The sequence below is a fragment of the Flavobacterium luminosum genome (genome assembly GCF_023635005.1).
In the GTDB taxonomy this organism is placed as follows: domain Bacteria; phylum Bacteroidota; class Bacteroidia; order Flavobacteriales; family Flavobacteriaceae; genus Flavobacterium; species Flavobacterium luminosum.
Map to the genome: position 1 here is coordinate 1 of NZ_JAMLJM010000007.1, position 16935 is coordinate 16935.

The 16935-nt window shown below is 35.6% G+C and carries 16 protein-coding genes; 9 read left to right on the forward strand and 7 right to left on the reverse strand.

All coding sequences use genetic code 11. The features are described from left to right. Positions 1-22: 22 nt before the first annotated feature. Positions 23-682 carry a CoA transferase subunit B gene (locus NAT50_RS09265; RefSeq protein ID WP_250592996.1) on the forward strand — a complete coding sequence of 220 codons (660 nt, stop codon included), beginning with the start codon at positions 23-25 and terminating at the stop codon, positions 680-682. A gap of 80 nt (positions 683-762) precedes the next feature. Here NAT50_RS09265 and NAT50_RS09270 read toward each other — a convergent pair whose 3' ends face one another. Genes NAT50_RS09270 through trmB form a run of 3 tightly spaced genes read right to left on the reverse strand, consistent with a single transcriptional unit; the run spans position 763 to position 2412 of the window. Further along, the gene (locus NAT50_RS09270; RefSeq protein WP_250592997.1) at positions 763-1101 is read right to left on the reverse strand and encodes an MGMT family protein; all 339 of its coding nucleotides are present in this window, start codon (positions 1099-1101) and stop codon (positions 763-765) included. Between the two features lie 12 nt (positions 1102-1113). Then, entirely contained in the window at positions 1114-1737 is a 624-nt protein-coding gene (locus NAT50_RS09275; RefSeq protein WP_250592998.1) for a LysE family transporter, read from the reverse strand. Then, on the reverse strand, positions 1738-2412 hold the full coding sequence (trmB, locus tag NAT50_RS09280; RefSeq protein WP_250592999.1) for a tRNA (guanosine(46)-N7)-methyltransferase TrmB: 675 nt from the start codon (positions 2410-2412) through the stop codon (positions 1738-1740). Between the two features lie 158 nt (positions 2413-2570). Here trmB and NAT50_RS09285 point away from each other — a divergent pair, with 158 nt between their 5' ends. Together NAT50_RS09285 and NAT50_RS09290 are read left to right on the forward strand one after the other, a co-directional pair. Beyond that, positions 2571-3395 carry a UDP-2,3-diacylglucosamine diphosphatase gene (locus NAT50_RS09285; RefSeq protein WP_250593000.1) on the forward strand — a complete coding sequence of 275 codons (825 nt, stop codon included), beginning with the start codon at positions 2571-2573 and terminating at the stop codon, positions 3393-3395. 27 nt (positions 3396-3422) lie between these two features. After that, the gene (locus NAT50_RS09290; protein WP_250593001.1) at positions 3423-4466 is read left to right on the forward strand and encodes a glycosyltransferase; all 1044 of its coding nucleotides are present in this window, start codon (positions 3423-3425) and stop codon (positions 4464-4466) included. A 54-nt stretch (positions 4467-4520) separates the two neighbouring features. Here NAT50_RS09290 and NAT50_RS09295 read toward each other — a convergent pair whose 3' ends face one another. The 3 genes from NAT50_RS09295 to NAT50_RS09305 all read right to left on the reverse strand — a co-directional run bounded on the left by NAT50_RS09295 (position 4521) and on the right by NAT50_RS09305 (position 6779). Beyond that, on the reverse strand, positions 4521-4871 hold the full coding sequence (locus NAT50_RS09295) for a toxin-antitoxin system YwqK family antitoxin (protein WP_250593002.1): 351 nt from the start codon (positions 4869-4871) through the stop codon (positions 4521-4523). 184 nt (positions 4872-5055) lie between these two features. Further along, the gene (locus NAT50_RS09300) at positions 5056-6096 is read right to left on the reverse strand and encodes a sensor histidine kinase (RefSeq protein WP_250593003.1); all 1041 of its coding nucleotides are present in this window, start codon (positions 6094-6096) and stop codon (positions 5056-5058) included. Next, positions 6096-6779 carry a response regulator transcription factor gene (locus NAT50_RS09305; RefSeq protein ID WP_250593004.1) on the reverse strand — a complete coding sequence of 228 codons (684 nt, stop codon included), beginning with the start codon at positions 6777-6779 and terminating at the stop codon, positions 6096-6098. The genes NAT50_RS09300 and NAT50_RS09305 overlap by 1 nt, the downstream gene beginning before the upstream one ends. Positions 6780-6960: 181 nt before the next feature. Here NAT50_RS09305 and NAT50_RS09310 point away from each other — a divergent pair, with 181 nt between their 5' ends. The 6 genes from NAT50_RS09310 (at position 6961) to NAT50_RS09335 (ending at position 15393) form a co-directional block, all read left to right on the forward strand. After that, positions 6961-9705: a TonB-dependent receptor gene (locus tag NAT50_RS09310; protein WP_250593005.1), complete on the forward strand. Its 2745-nt coding sequence runs from the start codon at positions 6961-6963 to the stop codon at positions 9703-9705. Between the two features lie 140 nt (positions 9706-9845). Then, entirely contained in the window at positions 9846-11039 is a 1194-nt protein-coding gene (locus tag NAT50_RS09315) for a hypothetical protein (protein ID WP_250593006.1), read from the forward strand. A 96-nt stretch (positions 11040-11135) separates the two neighbouring features. Continuing rightward, positions 11136-11474 (forward strand): T9SS type A sorting domain-containing protein, encoded by a 339-nt coding sequence (locus NAT50_RS09320; RefSeq protein WP_250593007.1) that lies wholly within the window; start codon positions 11136-11138, stop codon positions 11472-11474. 105 nt (positions 11475-11579) lie between these two features. After that, positions 11580-13337 carry a T9SS type A sorting domain-containing protein gene (locus NAT50_RS09325; RefSeq protein ID WP_250593008.1) on the forward strand — a complete coding sequence of 586 codons (1758 nt, stop codon included), beginning with the start codon at positions 11580-11582 and terminating at the stop codon, positions 13335-13337. A gap of 171 nt (positions 13338-13508) precedes the next feature. Next, on the forward strand, positions 13509-14339 hold the full coding sequence (locus NAT50_RS09330; RefSeq protein ID WP_250593009.1) for a T9SS type A sorting domain-containing protein: 831 nt from the start codon (positions 13509-13511) through the stop codon (positions 14337-14339). A 73-nt stretch (positions 14340-14412) separates the two neighbouring features. Continuing rightward, positions 14413-15393: a LuxE/PaaK family acyltransferase gene (locus NAT50_RS09335; RefSeq protein WP_250593010.1), complete on the forward strand. Its 981-nt coding sequence runs from the start codon at positions 14413-14415 to the stop codon at positions 15391-15393. A 171-nt stretch (positions 15394-15564) separates the two neighbouring features. On the opposite strand, the gene ahcY is transcribed toward NAT50_RS09335, so the two are convergent. Then, positions 15565-16881 (reverse strand): adenosylhomocysteinase, encoded by a 1317-nt coding sequence (ahcY, locus tag NAT50_RS09340; RefSeq protein WP_250593011.1) that lies wholly within the window; start codon positions 16879-16881, stop codon positions 15565-15567. Positions 16882-16935: the final 54 nt, after the last annotated feature.

Below are 16935 nucleotides of genomic sequence, written 5' to 3' on the forward strand. Positions count from 1 at the left end.
TTTTCAAATCAAGTAATAAATTATGGCACTAGATAAAAATCAAATTGCAAAACGTATTGCACAAGAAGTGAAAGACGGATACTATGTCAACTTAGGTATCGGTATTCCCACGTTAGTGGTAAATTATGTGCGAGAAGATATATCGGTTGAATTTCAATCGGAGAATGGAGTATTAGGAATGGGACCTTTCCCTTTTGAAGGAGAGGAAGATGCGGATATCATCAATGCAGGAAAGCAAACTATCACGACTTTACCGGGAGCCAGTTTCTTTGATTCGGCGTTTAGTTTCGGAATGATTCGTGCTCAAAAGGTGGATTTAACCATTTTAGGAGCGATGGAAGTAGCCGAAAACGGAGACATTGCCAATTGGAAAATTCCGGGTAAAATGGTAAAAGGAATGGGAGGCGCAATGGATTTAGTTGCTTCGGCAGAGAATATCATCGTAGCGATGATGCACGTGAACAAAGCCGGAGAGTCGAAAATCTTAAAAAGGTGCACCCTTCCATTAACAGGAGTGGGTTGTGTGAAAAAAGTAGTAACCGAATTAGCGGTATTAGAAATCACACCTAACGGTTTCAAATTGTTAGAACGCGCACCAGATGTTTCAGTTGAAGAGATTATCAACGCCACAGAAGCCGATTTAATCATCGAAGGAGATATTCCGGAAATGAAAATTGTTTAATTATAAACTTTAATTACATCGCAGATTCACAGAGAACTATTTTTATGTCTGAGAATCTGCGTTTTTTTATTACAATTTCTCTACAATTCTTGCGGAATTTCAGGTTCCCAAAATATTTCTTTAAAATCGACTACCTGATTGTTTTCTACTTTAACTCCTTCACTTTCTAGAAGTTGTTGCATCAGATTTGTCCCTTCAAAATGATGTTTCCCTGTTAAGATTCCATTTCTGTTGACTACTCGATGAGCCGGTACATCTTCCCGATCATGAGAAGCATTCATAGCCCACCCTACCATTCTGGCAGATCGAGCTGTCCCCAAGGCTTTTGCAATCGCTCCATAGGAAGTAACTCTTCCTTCTGGAATTTTCCGAACTACTTCATAAACCCGTTCAAAAAAACTGTCGTCTTGAGGTTTCACTATTGTAAATAATTAATTGTAAATGGTGAAAATAGCGACAATCCCTGTAATTAAAGCAATAATAAAATTGACATTCTTCACAAAAAAAGAAACTCTATTTTCTAATTTTTTGAAAAGATAGGCATACAACGTATAAACTAAACCCGTACCCACAACACTTCCCAGTACGAAAAAAACGCCAATACACTTTTCAAAAAAATCGGGTATGAAAGCAGAAATATAAAGGCTTAAAAAAGCATAATACGGAATTGGGAAAACATTTAAAAATGACAACAAAAGTCCTTGATAAAAAGGAGCAAATTTACTCTCGGTGGTATCTGTTTCAATCTTACCAGACTGTATCACATTTTGTATTCCCTTTCCCAAAAAGATGATAGTCAATACAAAGAAAATGACACTTCCTACAAGTTTTAAATTATGCGTAACTTGAGGATGATCTTCCAAAAAAGTAGCAAAATTGAAGCCCACAAAACTTTGTGCAGCGACCACTACCAATGCTCCATAAATGAATTCATTGGCTTTTGCAACTGATCGTTTAATACTGATCGTTGCAATTCTCATATTAAGCATTCCCGGAGGAAGTACACCTATGCCAGAGAAAAAAACCGTTAAGAAAAAAGCCAAGGCTATAGACATCTACTTTATTTTAAATCTAATATAGGTAATTGCCTTATTAATTTCCAAATATTGTTTCTCGTAAAATGTCTGAATATCAGTAACTTCTTTTGGAGCCCCTTCATTCTTGTATACATTGTGGTTAGCATAAAGCACTTCGTGTCCTTCACCATGCAAAAGACCTAAAGTATAACCATGCATGAATTCAGAATCTGTTTTAAGATTCATAACTCCATCGGGCTTCAATATCTTTTTATACAACTGCAAAAATTGTGAGTTGGTCATACGATGTTTGGTTCGTTTGTATTTGATTTGCGGATCTGGAAAAGTAATCCAAATTTCGCTCACCTCATTTGCTGCAAAAATGTGGTCTATCAACTCAATTTGAGTACGAACAAAAGCCACATTTTTCATACCGCTTTCCACAGAAGTCTTAGCACCTCTCCAGAAACGAGCTCCTTTCACATCGATACCAATATAATTAACATTAGGATTTCTTTCGGCTAACCCAATCGTGTATTCTCCCTTTCCGCAACCCAATTCCAATATAATTGGATTTTCATTTTTAAAAAACTCTTTATTCCACTTCCCTTTTAAAGCAAAACTATCCGAAACTACTTCTTCTCTTGTTGGCTGAAATACATTCGTAAAAGTTTCGTTCTCTTTAAATCTCTTTAGTTTATTCTTACTTCCCACTACAATAAATTTTTACAAAAATAGGTAAATTATATTGTTATCAGAAATGAACTTGTTTATCACCTTTAAGAAAACCTTCCTGTTACAAATGACAACCATTTCATAATATCACAATAACATTCCCACAACATTTCTTGAGTTAATTTGAAAGAAAAACATTGAAAAAGAGAAAAGTAGAACTAGTTGTTATCTCCGATGTTCATTTAGGAACTTACGGTTGCCATGCCAAAGAATTAATGCATTACTTGGTATCCATTAAACCTAAGACATTAATCTTGAATGGTGATATTGTGGATATTTGGCAATTCCGAAAATCATATTTCCCGCCAAGTCATTTGAAAGTTCTCAAAAAAATCATTTCAATGAGTTCCAAAGGGACCAAAGTATACTACCTTACAGGAAACCACGATGAGTTATTGCGCAAATTCACCGATATACATCTAGGAAATTTTAGTCTTCTAAACAAATTACTCTTAGAAGTCGATGATAAAAAGGCTTGGATTTTTCATGGTGATGTTTTTGATGCTTCAATAACGCACACCAAATGGCTAGCAAAACTCGGAGGATGGGGTTATGATTTCTTAATTGTCTTGAATCGTGCCATCAACTGGGGGCTTGTTAAGTTAGGCAAAGAACCCTACTCTTTATCTAAAAAAATCAAATCGAGTGTGAAATCTGCCGTAAAATTCGTATCCGATTTTGAAAACGTTTGCATCGAATTAGCTATCGAAAAAAACTATGATTATGTAATTTGCGGTCACATCCATGAACCCAAAATAGAAACCATTACCACCGAAAAAGGCAGTACTACTTACCTAAATTCCGGTGATTGGGTAGAAAACCTAACCGCTTTGGAGTACAACAAGAAAAAATGGCGCTTGTATGAACATAAAATCGAAAGTGTTACTTTTGAAACAGAAGAAGAAACTTTTGAATATGAAAATCAACTCATAGAACAATTCATCACAGCCATCCAAAAATAACTACTCCCTAAAACCACAACACACGTAATGAAAAATATATTAGTCGCTCCGTTAAACTGGGGATTAGGTCACGCCACACGATGTATTCCCGTCATACAAGCCTTACTCGATCATGGTTTTAATCCCATTATTGCTTCCGATGGTGTTGCTTTGGAATTATTACAAAAAGAATTCCCTTCATTACAAAGCATCGAATTACCTTCCTATCAGATTGAATATGCCAAAAAAGAAGCGTATTTTAAATGGAAACTGCTTTGGAATAGTCCCAAAATGATTGCCGCAATTCTAGCCGAAAAAAACAGAACAAGGCAAATTGTAGAAACCTATCAGATTGACGGAATTATTTCCGATAACAGACTGGGCGTATATAGCCACAAAGTCACTTCTATTTTCATTACGCATCAATTAAATGTAATGACGGGTAACACCACTTGGTTGACCACCAAATTGCATCAGTTGTTTATCAAAAAATTCGACGAATGTTGGGTACCCGATGTAAATACGGTTCCTAATTTAAGTGGTGCTTTAGGGCATCCCGAAATTGTACCTAAAAACGTAAAATATATTGGTCCTTTGTGTCGTTTGCACAAAAAAAACTTACCTAAAAAATACGATTTAATGGTTATTCTTTCGGGTCCAGAACCACAACGCACAATGTTGGAAGAAAAATTACTGACCGAATTGAAAGCCTATCGCGGAGACATTTTGTTTGTGAAAGGCAAAATTGAATCACAACAAAAAATAGAAAAACAAGCTCAGTTTACCTTTTATAATTACATGGACTCAAAGCAAATTGAAATTGCTTTTAACGAAAGTGAACGAATCCTATGTCGTTCCGGATACACAACCGTGATGGATTTGGCTAAACTAAAGAAAAAAGCTTTTTTTATTCCTACACCAGGACAATACGAACAAGAATACCTAGCTAAAAAATTTAAAGAAGAAGGATTGATTCCGAGTTGCAAACAAGACAAATTCAAATTGCACAAACTGGATAAGATAGACGTATACAAAGGACTAAGAAATTTTGAAAGCCATACGAAATGGAAAGACTTGTTCGAAGTGTTTTAAATAAAAAAGCCGACTCAATCAGTCGGCTTTTTTATACAACGTTTTGTTCAAAATTTATTTTGTGTACGCTACGGTAGCTTTTTCCCATTGGCTCACTGAAGCCACTCGGCTGTTTTTATAATCTACTTCATTCAAGTTAGACGTTTCATTCCAAAAAAACCATTTACCGGCTTTTTCTCCGTTCTTAAATTCCCCCATGGCTAATTTCTTGCCACTTTCATCATAAGAAACCCATTTACCATGAACTTTACCATCTTTATAAAAACCTTCTTGCTTCACTTTACCATTAGCATGATAATAGGTTGCCTTTACTAGATTCCCTTCAATTTCATATTGAGGTTCAACTTCTTGTGCCTGCATCATTCCTGACAAGATCAAAGCGCTAAATAATACCAATTTTTTCATAGTAAAAAGATTTAAGGGTTCGTATCTATCACAAATATAAAACTTTTTTCACGATAAAAAAACATTTACTTAACAATTTAATAACATTGAAAAATAGGGAAATAAAAAAGAATTAACTCAATATCAGTGAATTGATGTTAATTCTATAAAAAAATCAAAAACGTAAGTCTTAAAATAGCTTTTTTTACACTTTCTCTAAAGTAAAAGAAAATTCAGAACCTTTTCTAAAAGTACTTTTAACAAAAATTTTCTCATCGTGAGCTTCAATAATATGCTTCACAATGGCCAAACCTAGGCCTGAACCGCCCTCACTACGCGCACCACTTTTGTCTACACGATAAAAACGTTCGAATAGACGAGGAATATTTTGTTTTTCGATACCTTCACCGTTATCCGTAACGCGTACGATCACTTTATTATTGGTCAAATTCTCAATTCCAATCTCGGTAGATCCTCCCTCTTTTCCGTACTTGATAGAATTCATAACCAAATTAATCATAACCTGCTGAATCTTCTCATAATCGGCCAAAACCATGATGCTCTTGAAGTATTTAGAATCGAAACTCAAACTAATATCTTTCTTATTGGCTTCAATTTCTAAAAGGTCCATCACATTTTGGGACAATTCCACAATATCAAATTCGGTTAAATTCAGGCGTTCATCCCCCATTTCAAGTTTCGAAATCATGTCGAGATCCTCAACGATATAGACCAATCGTTCCACACCTTTTTCAGCGCGTTCCAAATACTTTTTTCGGAGTACTTTGTCTTTATGTGCGCCTTCCAATAGTGTAGAAATATAACTTTGAACCGTAAACAGTGGCGTTTTTAACTCATGGGAAACATTTCCTAGAAACTCTCGACGGTATTCTTCCCGATCCTTAAGCATCTCTATTTCGAGTTTTTTATCGGTAGCAAACTTTTTAACCTGTCGGGTTAACGTCGCCATATCTGTAGTAATAGATTGGTTTCTAAACTCTGTAGCATCAAGAAAAGAAATATCGTCGTAGATTTTTTTTACTCTTCTGTAAATAAAATGTTCCACACGATACTGAAGTACAAAGAAAGAGAAAACCAAAATAGATAACGCAAATAAAGTGCTGAAAAACCAATTAATCGAGAAAAAGAAATAACTTAAAATCGTAATAAAACCAAAAGAAAACAAACTAATGTACAAAGCCGATTTTACAGCAAACTTATAGGTTTTCTTAAGGGTTACACTCATTATAATTCAAATTTATATCCAACACCTTTGATGGTTTTAAACAAATCTTCGCCAATTTTTTCACGAAGTTTTCTAATATGAACATCTATAGTTCTTCCTCCTACTACCACTTCATTACCCCAAACTTTATCAAGGATTTCTTCACGTTTAAACACTTTTCCAGGTTTTGAAGCTAGGAGATAAAACAATTCAAATTCTTTTCGTGGAAGTATGATTTCTTCACCGTCTTTGATGATTTTATATTCCTCACGATTAATTTCAATTCCACCTACGTTTAAGCTATCAGAAGTCGTTTCTTCTTCTTTCAAACGGCGTAATAAGGCTTTAACTTTACTAACTAATACTTTGGGTTTTATAGGTTTAGCAATATAATCATCGGCTCCCGCATCAAAACCAGCAACTTGAGAATAATCTTCATTTCTAGCGGTTAGAAAAGCAATAATCGTATGACTTAATTCTGGTATTTTTCTAATGTTTTCACACGCTTCCATCCCATCCATTTCAGGCATCATCACATCCATGATAATTAAATGCGGATGATGTTTCTTCGCTTTTTCAATAGCTTTCTTTCCATTATCAGCAGTAAAAATCTGATAACCCTCTTGTGTTAAGTTGTATCCTATGATTTCTAAGATATCAACCTCATCATCTACTAAAAGAATCTTAATGTCCTTCTTTTTCATACAAAGTGTTAGGTTGTTTAATGTGAGGTAAAAGTAACTATTATTTGAAAGAATATATTGCGCTTACGTAAATTTAATCTCTTAACAATTAATAAACAAATTGTAAACTTAAAAATAACTTCTGCTTAACTTGTTTTTTACTTTGCTAACGTTCCTTTGCGGAAAATTTAACACAACTACAATGAAATTTAAATTAATCATTACGTTCTTACTGATCTCATTTTCAGTACTTGCCCAAAAAACTACGATATCGGGTGTGGTTTCTGATAAAGAATTAAACGGAGAACCATTACCTTTTGCCAACGTTGTTATTAAAGGTAAATCATTAGGTGTAACTACAGACATTGATGGCAAATATTCCTTAGAAATACCAGCCGGATCACACACCGTGGTCTTCAGTTTTCTTGGCTACGAATCTAAAGAAATTTTATTTACCATTGCAGAAGGAGAAAACAAAACTTTTGATGTGACTCTGGGAACTGGAAGCGTAACATTAGAAGATGTTGTTATTAAAGCTACTGTGAGCCGCGAAAAAGAAAGTGCTTTACTCTTAGAACAGAAAAAATCTGTTGAAATTAAACAAAGTATCGGCGCGCAAGAAATGTCGAGAAAAGGAGTAAGTGACGTAGCGGGAGCCGTAACTAAAACCACTGGTATTACAAAACAAGAAGGAACAGGTAATATTTTCGTAAGAGGTTTAGGTGACCGTTATAATTCGACTACCATGAATGGCTTACCGATTCCTTCTAATGATCCTGAAAAGAAAAATATTAATCTTGAAATTTTTTCTACAGACATTTTAGAATTCGTTTCTATCGACAAAGTATACAACAGTAAACTTTTTGGAGACTTCGCAGGAGGTAATGTTGATATTGTTTCTAAAGACTATAAAGGTAAAGGTTTATTACGCCTAGACGCTGGTTCTAAAATAAACACCAACGCTTTATCTAACAATGACTTTACATTACTTAAAGGATACAGCCCTTTTGGATTTGACGCCAGAAAAACACCACAAAACGCGCTTTCTAGTTATAAATTCAAGACGTTAAACTCAGAAAGTTATACTCCAGTAGGTGGTTCTTTCGGAGTAACTGTAGGCGACTCTTATGATGTTGGCAGCAACGGAAGCAAATTGAACTTTTTCGCCACTGCTTCTTTTAGCAACGATTACACTTCAAAAAATAATGGATTAGCAAGAGGTGGTGTCAATGAAGCGGGGGTAATCAATAAAGATTTCGAAAAATACTCTTCCATTGCTTACACGACTACAACCAATGTAATGGGAACCCTTGGATACAAAATCAACGACAATCACAAGTTAAATTTCAACTCTGTATTAATCAACTCTTCAAGCTTGTCTAAAGATGAATACTACGGTTATATAGTTGATATTGCCAATGATGGAAATGGTTTCATCAGAAGAAATAAATTTGAGAAAAACACACTATGGATCAACCAATTATTAGGTAACCATACTTTATCTGAAAAAACCAAAGCCAATTGGGGTATTTCATACAACACTATCAAAGGGGATATGCCTGACAGAACCCAAAATACTTTACGTAAGGAAAGTAATGGTTATGTTCTTTCTGCTATTTCTGCTCCAGATAACCACAGATATTTTCAAGAGCTAAAAGAAAACGAATTAGCCGGAAATGCTGCTATCGATTATAAATTCAAAAAGAATGACGAAGGAGATTACAACGGTAAATTCACTTTAGGTTTCAACGGAAGATACAAAACCAGAGATTTCGCAGCTACACAATTCAATTTAAAAACGAACAGTAATTTCACAGGAGAAATAGTAGATATCAATAATCTTGATGGTTTCTATAATCAAAACAATTTCAACAATGGTTATTTCAATATTTCAACCTTCAGAGGAAATGCTCAAGTGACCAATGCAGAAAAACCTCAAGTATATAATGGAGAGCAAGTAATCAACGGAGGTTATTTGAATACAGAATACAACTTTGGAAAATTAACTGCCGTAGTAGGTTTAAGAGGTGAATACATTTTCCAAAAAATAAAATGGAACACTCAGTTGGATCCTAGCGGAAACAAAGACGAATTAGAAAAAGTAGCCTTTTTACCAAGCGCCACTTTAAAATACAGTCTAAACGAAAAACACAACCTAAGATTAGGAGTAAGCAAAACCTACACCTTACCACAATTCAAAGAGCGTGCTTTGTTTATCTATGAAGAAGTAAACGAAGTAAAAGTTGGTAATCCCGATTTGTATGCTTCCGATGATTACAATGCAGATTTAAAATGGGAATATTTCCCTAAAAACGACGAAGTAATTTCGGTTACAGCTTTTGCAAAATACATCAAGAACCCTATGAACGAAGTAACCATCGCTTCTTCTACTAACGATATCTCGTTCATTAACACCGGAGATTACGGATACGTAGCCGGAGCGGAAGCAGAAGTGAGAAAACAAATTTTCGCTACCGAAGATAGAAACAAATTAACGACAGGTTTGAATGTATCTTACTTATACAGCGATCAAGAACTAAGTACCAACAAAGTAATTAGAGAAACCAATTACAATGTTGTTTTTACTGACGATAAAAGTAAATTCACCGGCGCTTCTGATTTATTAGTCAATGCCGATGTGACCTTCTTTAACGAATGGAAGAACAAAGAAAACAACTTAACAACAACTTTAGCTTACAATTATTTTTCTGATAGAGTATATGCTTTAGGAACCAATGGTCGTGGCAATTTAGTAGACAAAGCGGTAGGAACTGTTGATTTTATATCAAAAGCCAAATTCGGAAAACATTTCGGTGTTGGAATTGTTGCTAAAAACTTATTAAACCCAACGATCGACAGAGTACAGGAAAATAAAAGCAATACCGTAAAAGTATTGTCTTATGACAAAGGGACAACATTCAGTTTGAACTTTTCATATACATTCTAACAAAAAAGGAGCTTCGGCTCCTTTTTTTATTTAACACAAACAAAAAATTTTAAAGATAACATCACAATAGCTTAACGATGAGATAGTAAACTTAAAATATTTTTGTAACAAATAATAAAAAATAAAATACAAACACAACTATGAAATCAATTGCAAAAATTTTCGGACTACTTGCTGTTTCCGCTTCGATGCTTACCGCTTGTTCATCTGATGATAATACAGATGAAAATACAGTAACAGTAGATCCTAACAATTTCCAAGGTACTTTCAATACTGGTGAAATCATTTTAGATCCTGCTAAAACTTACAAATTAACCGGAAAAGTACAAATCAACGAAGGAGCTTCTTTAACTATTCCAGCTGGAACAAGAATCGAAGGTACTGCGGGTACTGCTTCTTACATCGCTGTTGCTCAAGGAGGTAAAATTTTCGTTAACGGAACCTCTTCAAATCCAGTAGTAATGACTAGTGGTTTACCTACAAAAAAAGCAGGAGACTGGGGTGGATTGGTAATTTGTGGTAAAGCACCTATCAATCGCGTTTCAGGAGGTACTAGTACTGCTCAATCTGAAGTTGCCGAATTAACGTATGGTGGTACAATCGCTAACGACAATTCAGGTTCATTAAGATATTTAAGAATCGAGTACGCTGGTGCAGCTTTCAATAGTGAAAAAGAATTCAACGGATTATCATTATTTGGTGTAGGATCAGGAACTACAGTAGAATATGTTCAAACATACTATGGTGCTGATGACGGTTTCGAATTCTTCGGAGGTACTGTAAACACTGCAAACTTAATCGCTGTTGGAAACGAAGACGACCAATTTGACTGGACAGAAGGTTGGAACGGAACAAACGCTCAATGGTATGGTAAAATTGATTTTGGAAGAGGAAACAGAGGAATCGAAGCAGACAACTTTGAATTAGGATATGCTAATACACCAATTGCAAACCCTACGATCTCTAACATGACCCTAATAGGTCCTGGAAGTGCTGCTGATGCTACTTATACAGAAAATCAAGCGTTAAAATTAAGAAGAGGCACTAAAGGTAATTTTTCTAATGTAGTATTGGCAAATTGGAAAACAGGTTTCGATGTAGAACATGATGAAACTGTAGCTGCTGTAACTGCAGGTACTTTAGAAGCAACTAACGTTTTATTTTCAGATGTTCCAACAAAATCAAAAGGTAAAGGAACAGATCCTGATGGCTCAGGGCCTCAAGTAGCTCCTTCAGCAGATGTTTCAGCTATGTTTACTGAATCAGACAACAACGGTGCTGGAAATGGTACAGGAGTACCTTCTTGGGCTACTGGATGGTCTGTAGGATTATAAAAAATACCCAAATCATAAAAATGCTCCAAAATTTTGGAGCATTTTTTTTAATCCTTTATTTTATTTTTCATAACTTTACTGTTTAAAGAAAATTAAATGACAAAAAACTACTTTTATATTTCCGTATTATTTCTCCTATTTTCCCTGAGCAGTTTAGCTCAAGAGAACAAAGACGGTTCGACTTCAAAATTCCAAGAACAACCCCTAGATAATTTGACGATTTACCCCAACCCTGTGTCTGGCGATAGAGTGTTTATTAACTCCAGATCCACAGCGGCAAAAGACATTGAAATTTTTGATGTTTTGGGCAAAAAAGTAATGCAAACCACCGTAGCGAACAAAGAACTAAACGTTAGCTCGCTTACACCGGGTGTTTACATTATTAAAATTAAAGAAGGGGAGCAACGCGCTACCAGAAAATTGATTATCAAGTGATTAAAACAAAACCTTTCCGTAAAACTTAAAGGTTAATTTACACACATTTCTTAAAACAAAAGAAATTACTTATTATATTTGTTGTCAAACTTAAAACAAAAAACAATGAAAAAAATTTACTTATTAACAATGCTGATACTAAGCACACTGAGTTTTGGGCAAGCAACTGATTTATATTTTAGTAAATATGGAGAAGGTTCTAGTAACAATAAGTTTTTAGAAATTTATAATGGCACAGGTGCCCAAGTTGATTTGTCCAACTATTCTGTTGAACTATACGCCAACGGAGGAACAACTGCAACAAACACACAAACTTTCGCTGCTGGGACAATTCTTAACGCTGGTGATGTATACGTATTGAGGAATTCTGGTGCAGCTTTAGCTGCCATCATTGCAGCTGCAGATATAACTTCTGGGACTTGTAACTTCAATGGTGATGACGCTGTAGTTCTGAAAAAAAATACTGATGTAATTGATATGATTGGACAAGTTGGTGTTGATCCAGGTGCTTCATGGCCTGTTGCAGGGATTACAGGAGGAACTGTAGATCATACTTTAGTTAGAAAAACAACGGTTTGTAGTCCTAATCCAACTCCTCTAGGATCATTCGGTACAGACGCAGCTACTTCTGAATGGACAGTAGAAGCAAGTGATTACGTAGCTGGTCTTGGTAGTTTTAATGGCTGTAATACTGCTCCAAATATTAGCATTACGTCTCCTTCAAACGGAGTAACATTATCACCTGAAACCACTTCAGTAAACGTTATTTTATCTGTAAGTAATTTTAACGTGGCTGCTGCAGGTGCTGGAGACGGCTACATTAAATATAGCATCAACGGAGGAACTGCTTCAGACAAATTTGACACTACTGATATTATTGTTCCTACAACACCGGGTACTTATACAGTAATTGCAGAATTAGTTGACAACTCTGGAAATCCATTATCCCCAGCAAAAAGCGCTACTGTAAGTTTTACCGTTGCTGCTTACATCGTCGCTTCTGACTTAGCAGCTGTAAGAGCAGACGTTTTAGCTACTACCGTTGGAAAATACTACCAAATCTCTAGCACACCTGTAATTACGTATGCAAGACCAACCAATGTTACTACCTACAGAAAACAAAAATACGTTCAAGATGCTTCTGCGGGTATATTAATTGATGACAATACTCCTGAAACAACCAATCCAACACTTTCTGGTATGGTAATTGGTGATGCCATCTCAGGATTGAAAGGTCAAACAACAAATTATAATGGTGTTTTACAATTCGTACCAATTGTGGATGCTACTGTAGCCTCTTCAGGTAATGTAATCACTCCGGAAGTAGTAACCGTACCAACACTAAAAACCGGTTGGGAAAATTACGAAAGTGAATTGGTTCTAGTAAAACAACTAACCTTCCAAGCCAATGCTCAAGGTACTCCTTTTCAAGCTGGCACTAATTATGATGTTGCACAACCTGACTTAGAAAACATGATTTTCCGTACATTGTTCGCTGAAGCAGATTATATTAATCAAAACATTCCTTCTACTCCTTACGACATAGTATTATTAGTTGCTGAATTTAACAATACTCCACAAGTAGTAGCAAGAAGTTTAGCAGATATCACCTTATCAAACAACAAGTTTGACAATATTGCTGGTTTACAAGTATATCCTAACCCAGCGAAAACGAATTTATTTGTAACTTCTAACAGTTTTGCAGAAAAACAAGTAGTATTATACGATGTATTAGGTAAAGTTGCTTTAAAAGCTAAAGTAACGAACCAACCAATCAGCGTTACTTCTTTACCAAAAGGAGTGTACATTGCTAAAATCACAGAAGAAGGAAAAACCGCTACAAGAAAAGTAGTAATCGAGTAATTCTCGTCTTCATAACACTTTTACAAGACCTCACCTAAATTGGTGAGGTCTTGTCTTTTTTAGAGGTTTCATCGAGTTTTTTAGGCTTTTATCTAAAAAAAAATAGCTATTACAAGTGGTTTCATTAATTTTGTTGCAGTAAATTCTTAAACAAATTAAAAACAAAGAAGCATGAAGAAACTTTACTTTTTTTTATTTATTGTAGCCACTGTAACTAGTGCGGTAGCGCAAACCACCTTAACACAATGGACTTTTGAAAACACTACGCTGCCCAGCACGGGTAGTGGCACTATGACTCTAGTTGGCCCATTTACATCTCCAGCCAATAATCCCTACTCTACTGGTACACCAGGACTAAGTTATACCATTACTAATTTCCCTTCAGATTCAGCAGATTCAGGAACTTCTGGCTATAATTTTGCAGTAAATACTTCGGGTTATGGAGGCATAAAGGTTTCTTTTGATATTTCAGGATCTCAGCAGTCTTCAAAATTCATGGAGTATCAATATACAGCTGATGGGATTTCTTGGATTTCTTTGGGAAACAATAATGGAGACCTTACAACAACTTTTGCAAGAAAAACAATCGATTTACCAGCAACTTGTGATAACAATCCAAAGGTAGCTTTTAGAATTGTGTCTATCTTTAGACTTCCACAAAACGATAAATATCAATCTATTGGGACTGGAAACGGATATAACGGCGCTAATGGCTATTGGAACATAGACAATGTTACTTTTAGCTATAATACATTAGGAAGAGCGTCCAATGAAATTGCGGGTTTACAAGTATACCCTAACCCAGCAAAAACGAGTTTATTTGTAACTTCAGACAGTTTTACAGAAAAACAAGTTGTGTTATATGATGTGCTAGGAAAAATAGCTTTAAAAACGGAAGTAACCAACCAACCTATTAGCGTGACTTCTTTACCAAAAGGAATGTACATTGCTAAAATTACAGAAGAAGGAAAAACCGCTACAAGAAAAGTTGTGATTGAATAATGAAACAACCCTGTTCCCCCAAAATAATAAGTCCCGTTTTTGCGGGACTTACTATTTTACGTACTTTTGAAGTATGATTACAACCTCCGACATATTTGAAATTGGTTCCAAGAAAGAGTTTGAAAAAATGGCACTCAAAGTGTTCCGTTTTCAATATGAGCATAATTTGGTGTACCAACAATTTTGTCAACTGCTACGAAAAGACAAAACAAATGTCAAACGTCTTGAGGAAATCCCTTTTTTACCCATTCAGTTTTTCAAAAGTCATATTGTAGTGAGTAGTACTGAAACGGTACAAACCACCTTCACCAGTAGCGGTACCACAGGAATGATTACCAGTAGGCATCACGTTACCGATTTAGCTTTTTACGAGGAAAGCTTTAGACTAGGTTTTAGACAGTTTTACGGCAATATAGAAGATTATGTCATCTTAGCCTTATTGCCTTCTTATTTGGAGCGTGAAGGCTCTTCGCTAATCTATATGGTTGATGATCTGATCAAGCATACCAACAATCCTGAAAGCGGTTTCTACCTCAACAATTACGAGGCGCTCGCTGAAAAACTAATTCGATTGGATCAGGAAGGGCAAAACGTTATTTTAATCGGAGTTACCTATGCTTTGTTGGATTTAATCGAACAGCAAAATTTCAATCTAAAAAACACCATTATCATGGAAACCGGAGGCATGAAAGGCCGACGTAAAGAAATCATACGCGAAGAATTGCATCAAATCTTATGCGACGGTTTTGGAGTTTCCGAAATACATTCGGAATATGGGATGACCGAATTGTTATCGCAGGCTTATTCCTTGGGTAATGGTATTTTTGAATGTCCCAATTGGATGCACATCATCATCAGAGACCCGGAAGATGCTTTGACACTTTTAGAAAACAATAGAAACGGAGGCATCAATATCATCGATTTGGCCAATGTGAATTCATGTTCTTTTATTGCGACACAAGATTTAGGTAAAAAATATGAAAACGGTACTTTTGAGGTATTAGGTCGTTTCGATCATTCTGATATCCGCGGCTGTAATTTGATGGTGCTCTAACCTGAAATTCTATAGTGTTGTCATTCCGACGAAGGAGGAATCTCATAATAAAGACGAACAAATGCGATTCCTCCTTCGTCGGAATGACAAAAAATGATTCAATAAAAAAAACCCTCACATTGCTGCAAGGGTTTAAAATATTTCAGATGCTGAAACAGTTCAGCATAACAATTAATATCTGTAATATTCTGGTTTGAATGGACCTTGAACGTCTACTCCAATATAAGCAGCTTGTTCTTCATTTAATGTTTCCAATTCAACACCTAATTTAGCTAAGTGAAGCGCCGCTACTTTTTCATCTAAATGTTTCGGTAACATGTACACTTCATTTTTATAGTTCGCAGAATTATTCCATAATTCGATTTGAGCTAAAGTTTGGTTAGTAAATGAATTAGACATTACAAAAGATGGGTGACCTGTAGCACAACCTAAGTTTACTAAACGTCCTTCTGCTAAGATGATAATATCTTTTCCGTTCACGTTGTAGATATCAACTTGTGGTTTTACTTCAGTTTTAGTAGCACCGTAGTTTTTGTTCAACCAAGCCATATCGATTTCGTTATCGAAGTGACCGATGTTACATACGATAGTTTTGTCTTTCATTGCTTCAAAATGACGACCTACTACGATGTCTTTGTTTCCTGTAGTCGTGATGATGATATCAGCATTACCAACCACAGTATCTAATTTTTTAACTTCATAACCGTCCATTGCCGCTTGTAAAGCACAAATTGGGTCAATTTCAGTAACCGTTACGATAGAACCTGCTCCACGGAAAGAAGCTGCAGTACCTTTTCCTACGTCACCGTAACCACAAACTACTACTCTCTTACCCGCTAACATTACGTCAGTAGCACGACGAATCGCATCTACAGCTGATTCTTTACAACCGTATTTGTTATCGAATTTCGATTTAGTAACTGAATCGTTTACGTTGATTGCTGGCATGAATAAAGTTCCGTTTTTCATTCTTTCGTATAAACGGTGAACTCCTGTAGTTGTTTCTTCAGATAAACCTTTGATGCCAGGGATTAATTCAGGGTAACGATCAAAAACCATATTGGTTAAATCTCCACCATCATCCAAAATCATGTTCAATGGCTTTCTATCTTCACCAAAGAATAAAGTTTGCTCGATACACCAATCAAATTCTTCTTCATTAAGACCTTTCCAAGCGTAAACTTGAATTCCGGCAGCAGCAATAGCCGCAGCAGCTTGATCTTGAGTAGAGAATATGTTACAAGAAGACCAAGTTACCTCAGCTCCTAATGCAATCAAAGTTTCGATTAAAACTGCTGTTTGAATCGTCATGTGCAAACATCCCGCGATACGGGCTCCTTTTAGGGGTTTGCTTTCGCCATATTCAGCACGAAGTGCCATTAAACCAGGCATTTCAGCCTCAGCTAATTCAATTTCTTTTCTTCCCCAAGCTGCAAGGTTGATATCTTTTACCTTGTAAGCTACAAACGGAATGGTTGTTGTACTCATCTATTTAGTATATTTGTTTTTATTAATACCCAAAAATTGGACTGCAAAATTACA

Bases quoted from the DNA above. Each gene is read 5' to 3' on its own strand.
- NAT50_RS09265 (WP_250592996.1), top strand. From the start codon at position 23: ATGGCACTAGATAAAAATCAAATTGCAAAACGTATTGCACAAGAAGTG.
- NAT50_RS09335 (WP_250593010.1), top strand. From the start codon at position 14,413: ATGATTACAACCTCCGACATATTTGAAATTGGTTCCAAGAAAGAGTTT.
- NAT50_RS09315 (WP_250593006.1), top strand. From the start codon at position 9,846: ATGAAATCAATTGCAAAAATTTTCGGACTACTTGCTGTTTCCGCTTCG.
- NAT50_RS09300 (WP_250593003.1), bottom strand. From the start codon at position 6,096: ATGAGTGTAACCCTTAAGAAAACCTATAAGTTTGCTGTAAAATCGGCT.
- NAT50_RS09305 (WP_250593004.1), bottom strand. From the start codon at position 6,779: ATGAAAAAGAAGGACATTAAGATTCTTTTAGTAGATGATGAGGTTGAT.
- NAT50_RS09330 (WP_250593009.1), top strand. From the start codon at position 13,509: ATGAAGAAACTTTACTTTTTTTTATTTATTGTAGCCACTGTAACTAGT.
- NAT50_RS09310 (WP_250593005.1), top strand. From the start codon at position 6,961: ATGAAATTTAAATTAATCATTACGTTCTTACTGATCTCATTTTCAGTA.
- NAT50_RS09320 (WP_250593007.1), top strand. From the start codon at position 11,136: ATGACAAAAAACTACTTTTATATTTCCGTATTATTTCTCCTATTTTCC.
- NAT50_RS09295 (WP_250593002.1), bottom strand. From the start codon at position 4,871: ATGAAAAAATTGGTATTATTTAGCGCTTTGATCTTGTCAGGAATGATG.
- NAT50_RS09275 (WP_250592998.1), bottom strand. From the start codon at position 1,737: ATGTCTATAGCCTTGGCTTTTTTCTTAACGGTTTTTTTCTCTGGCATA.
- ahcY (WP_250593011.1), bottom strand. From the start codon at position 16,881: ATGAGTACAACAACCATTCCGTTTGTAGCTTACAAGGTAAAAGATATC.
- NAT50_RS09325 (WP_250593008.1), top strand. From the start codon at position 11,580: ATGAAAAAAATTTACTTATTAACAATGCTGATACTAAGCACACTGAGT.
- NAT50_RS09290 (WP_250593001.1), top strand. From the start codon at position 3,423: ATGAAAAATATATTAGTCGCTCCGTTAAACTGGGGATTAGGTCACGCC.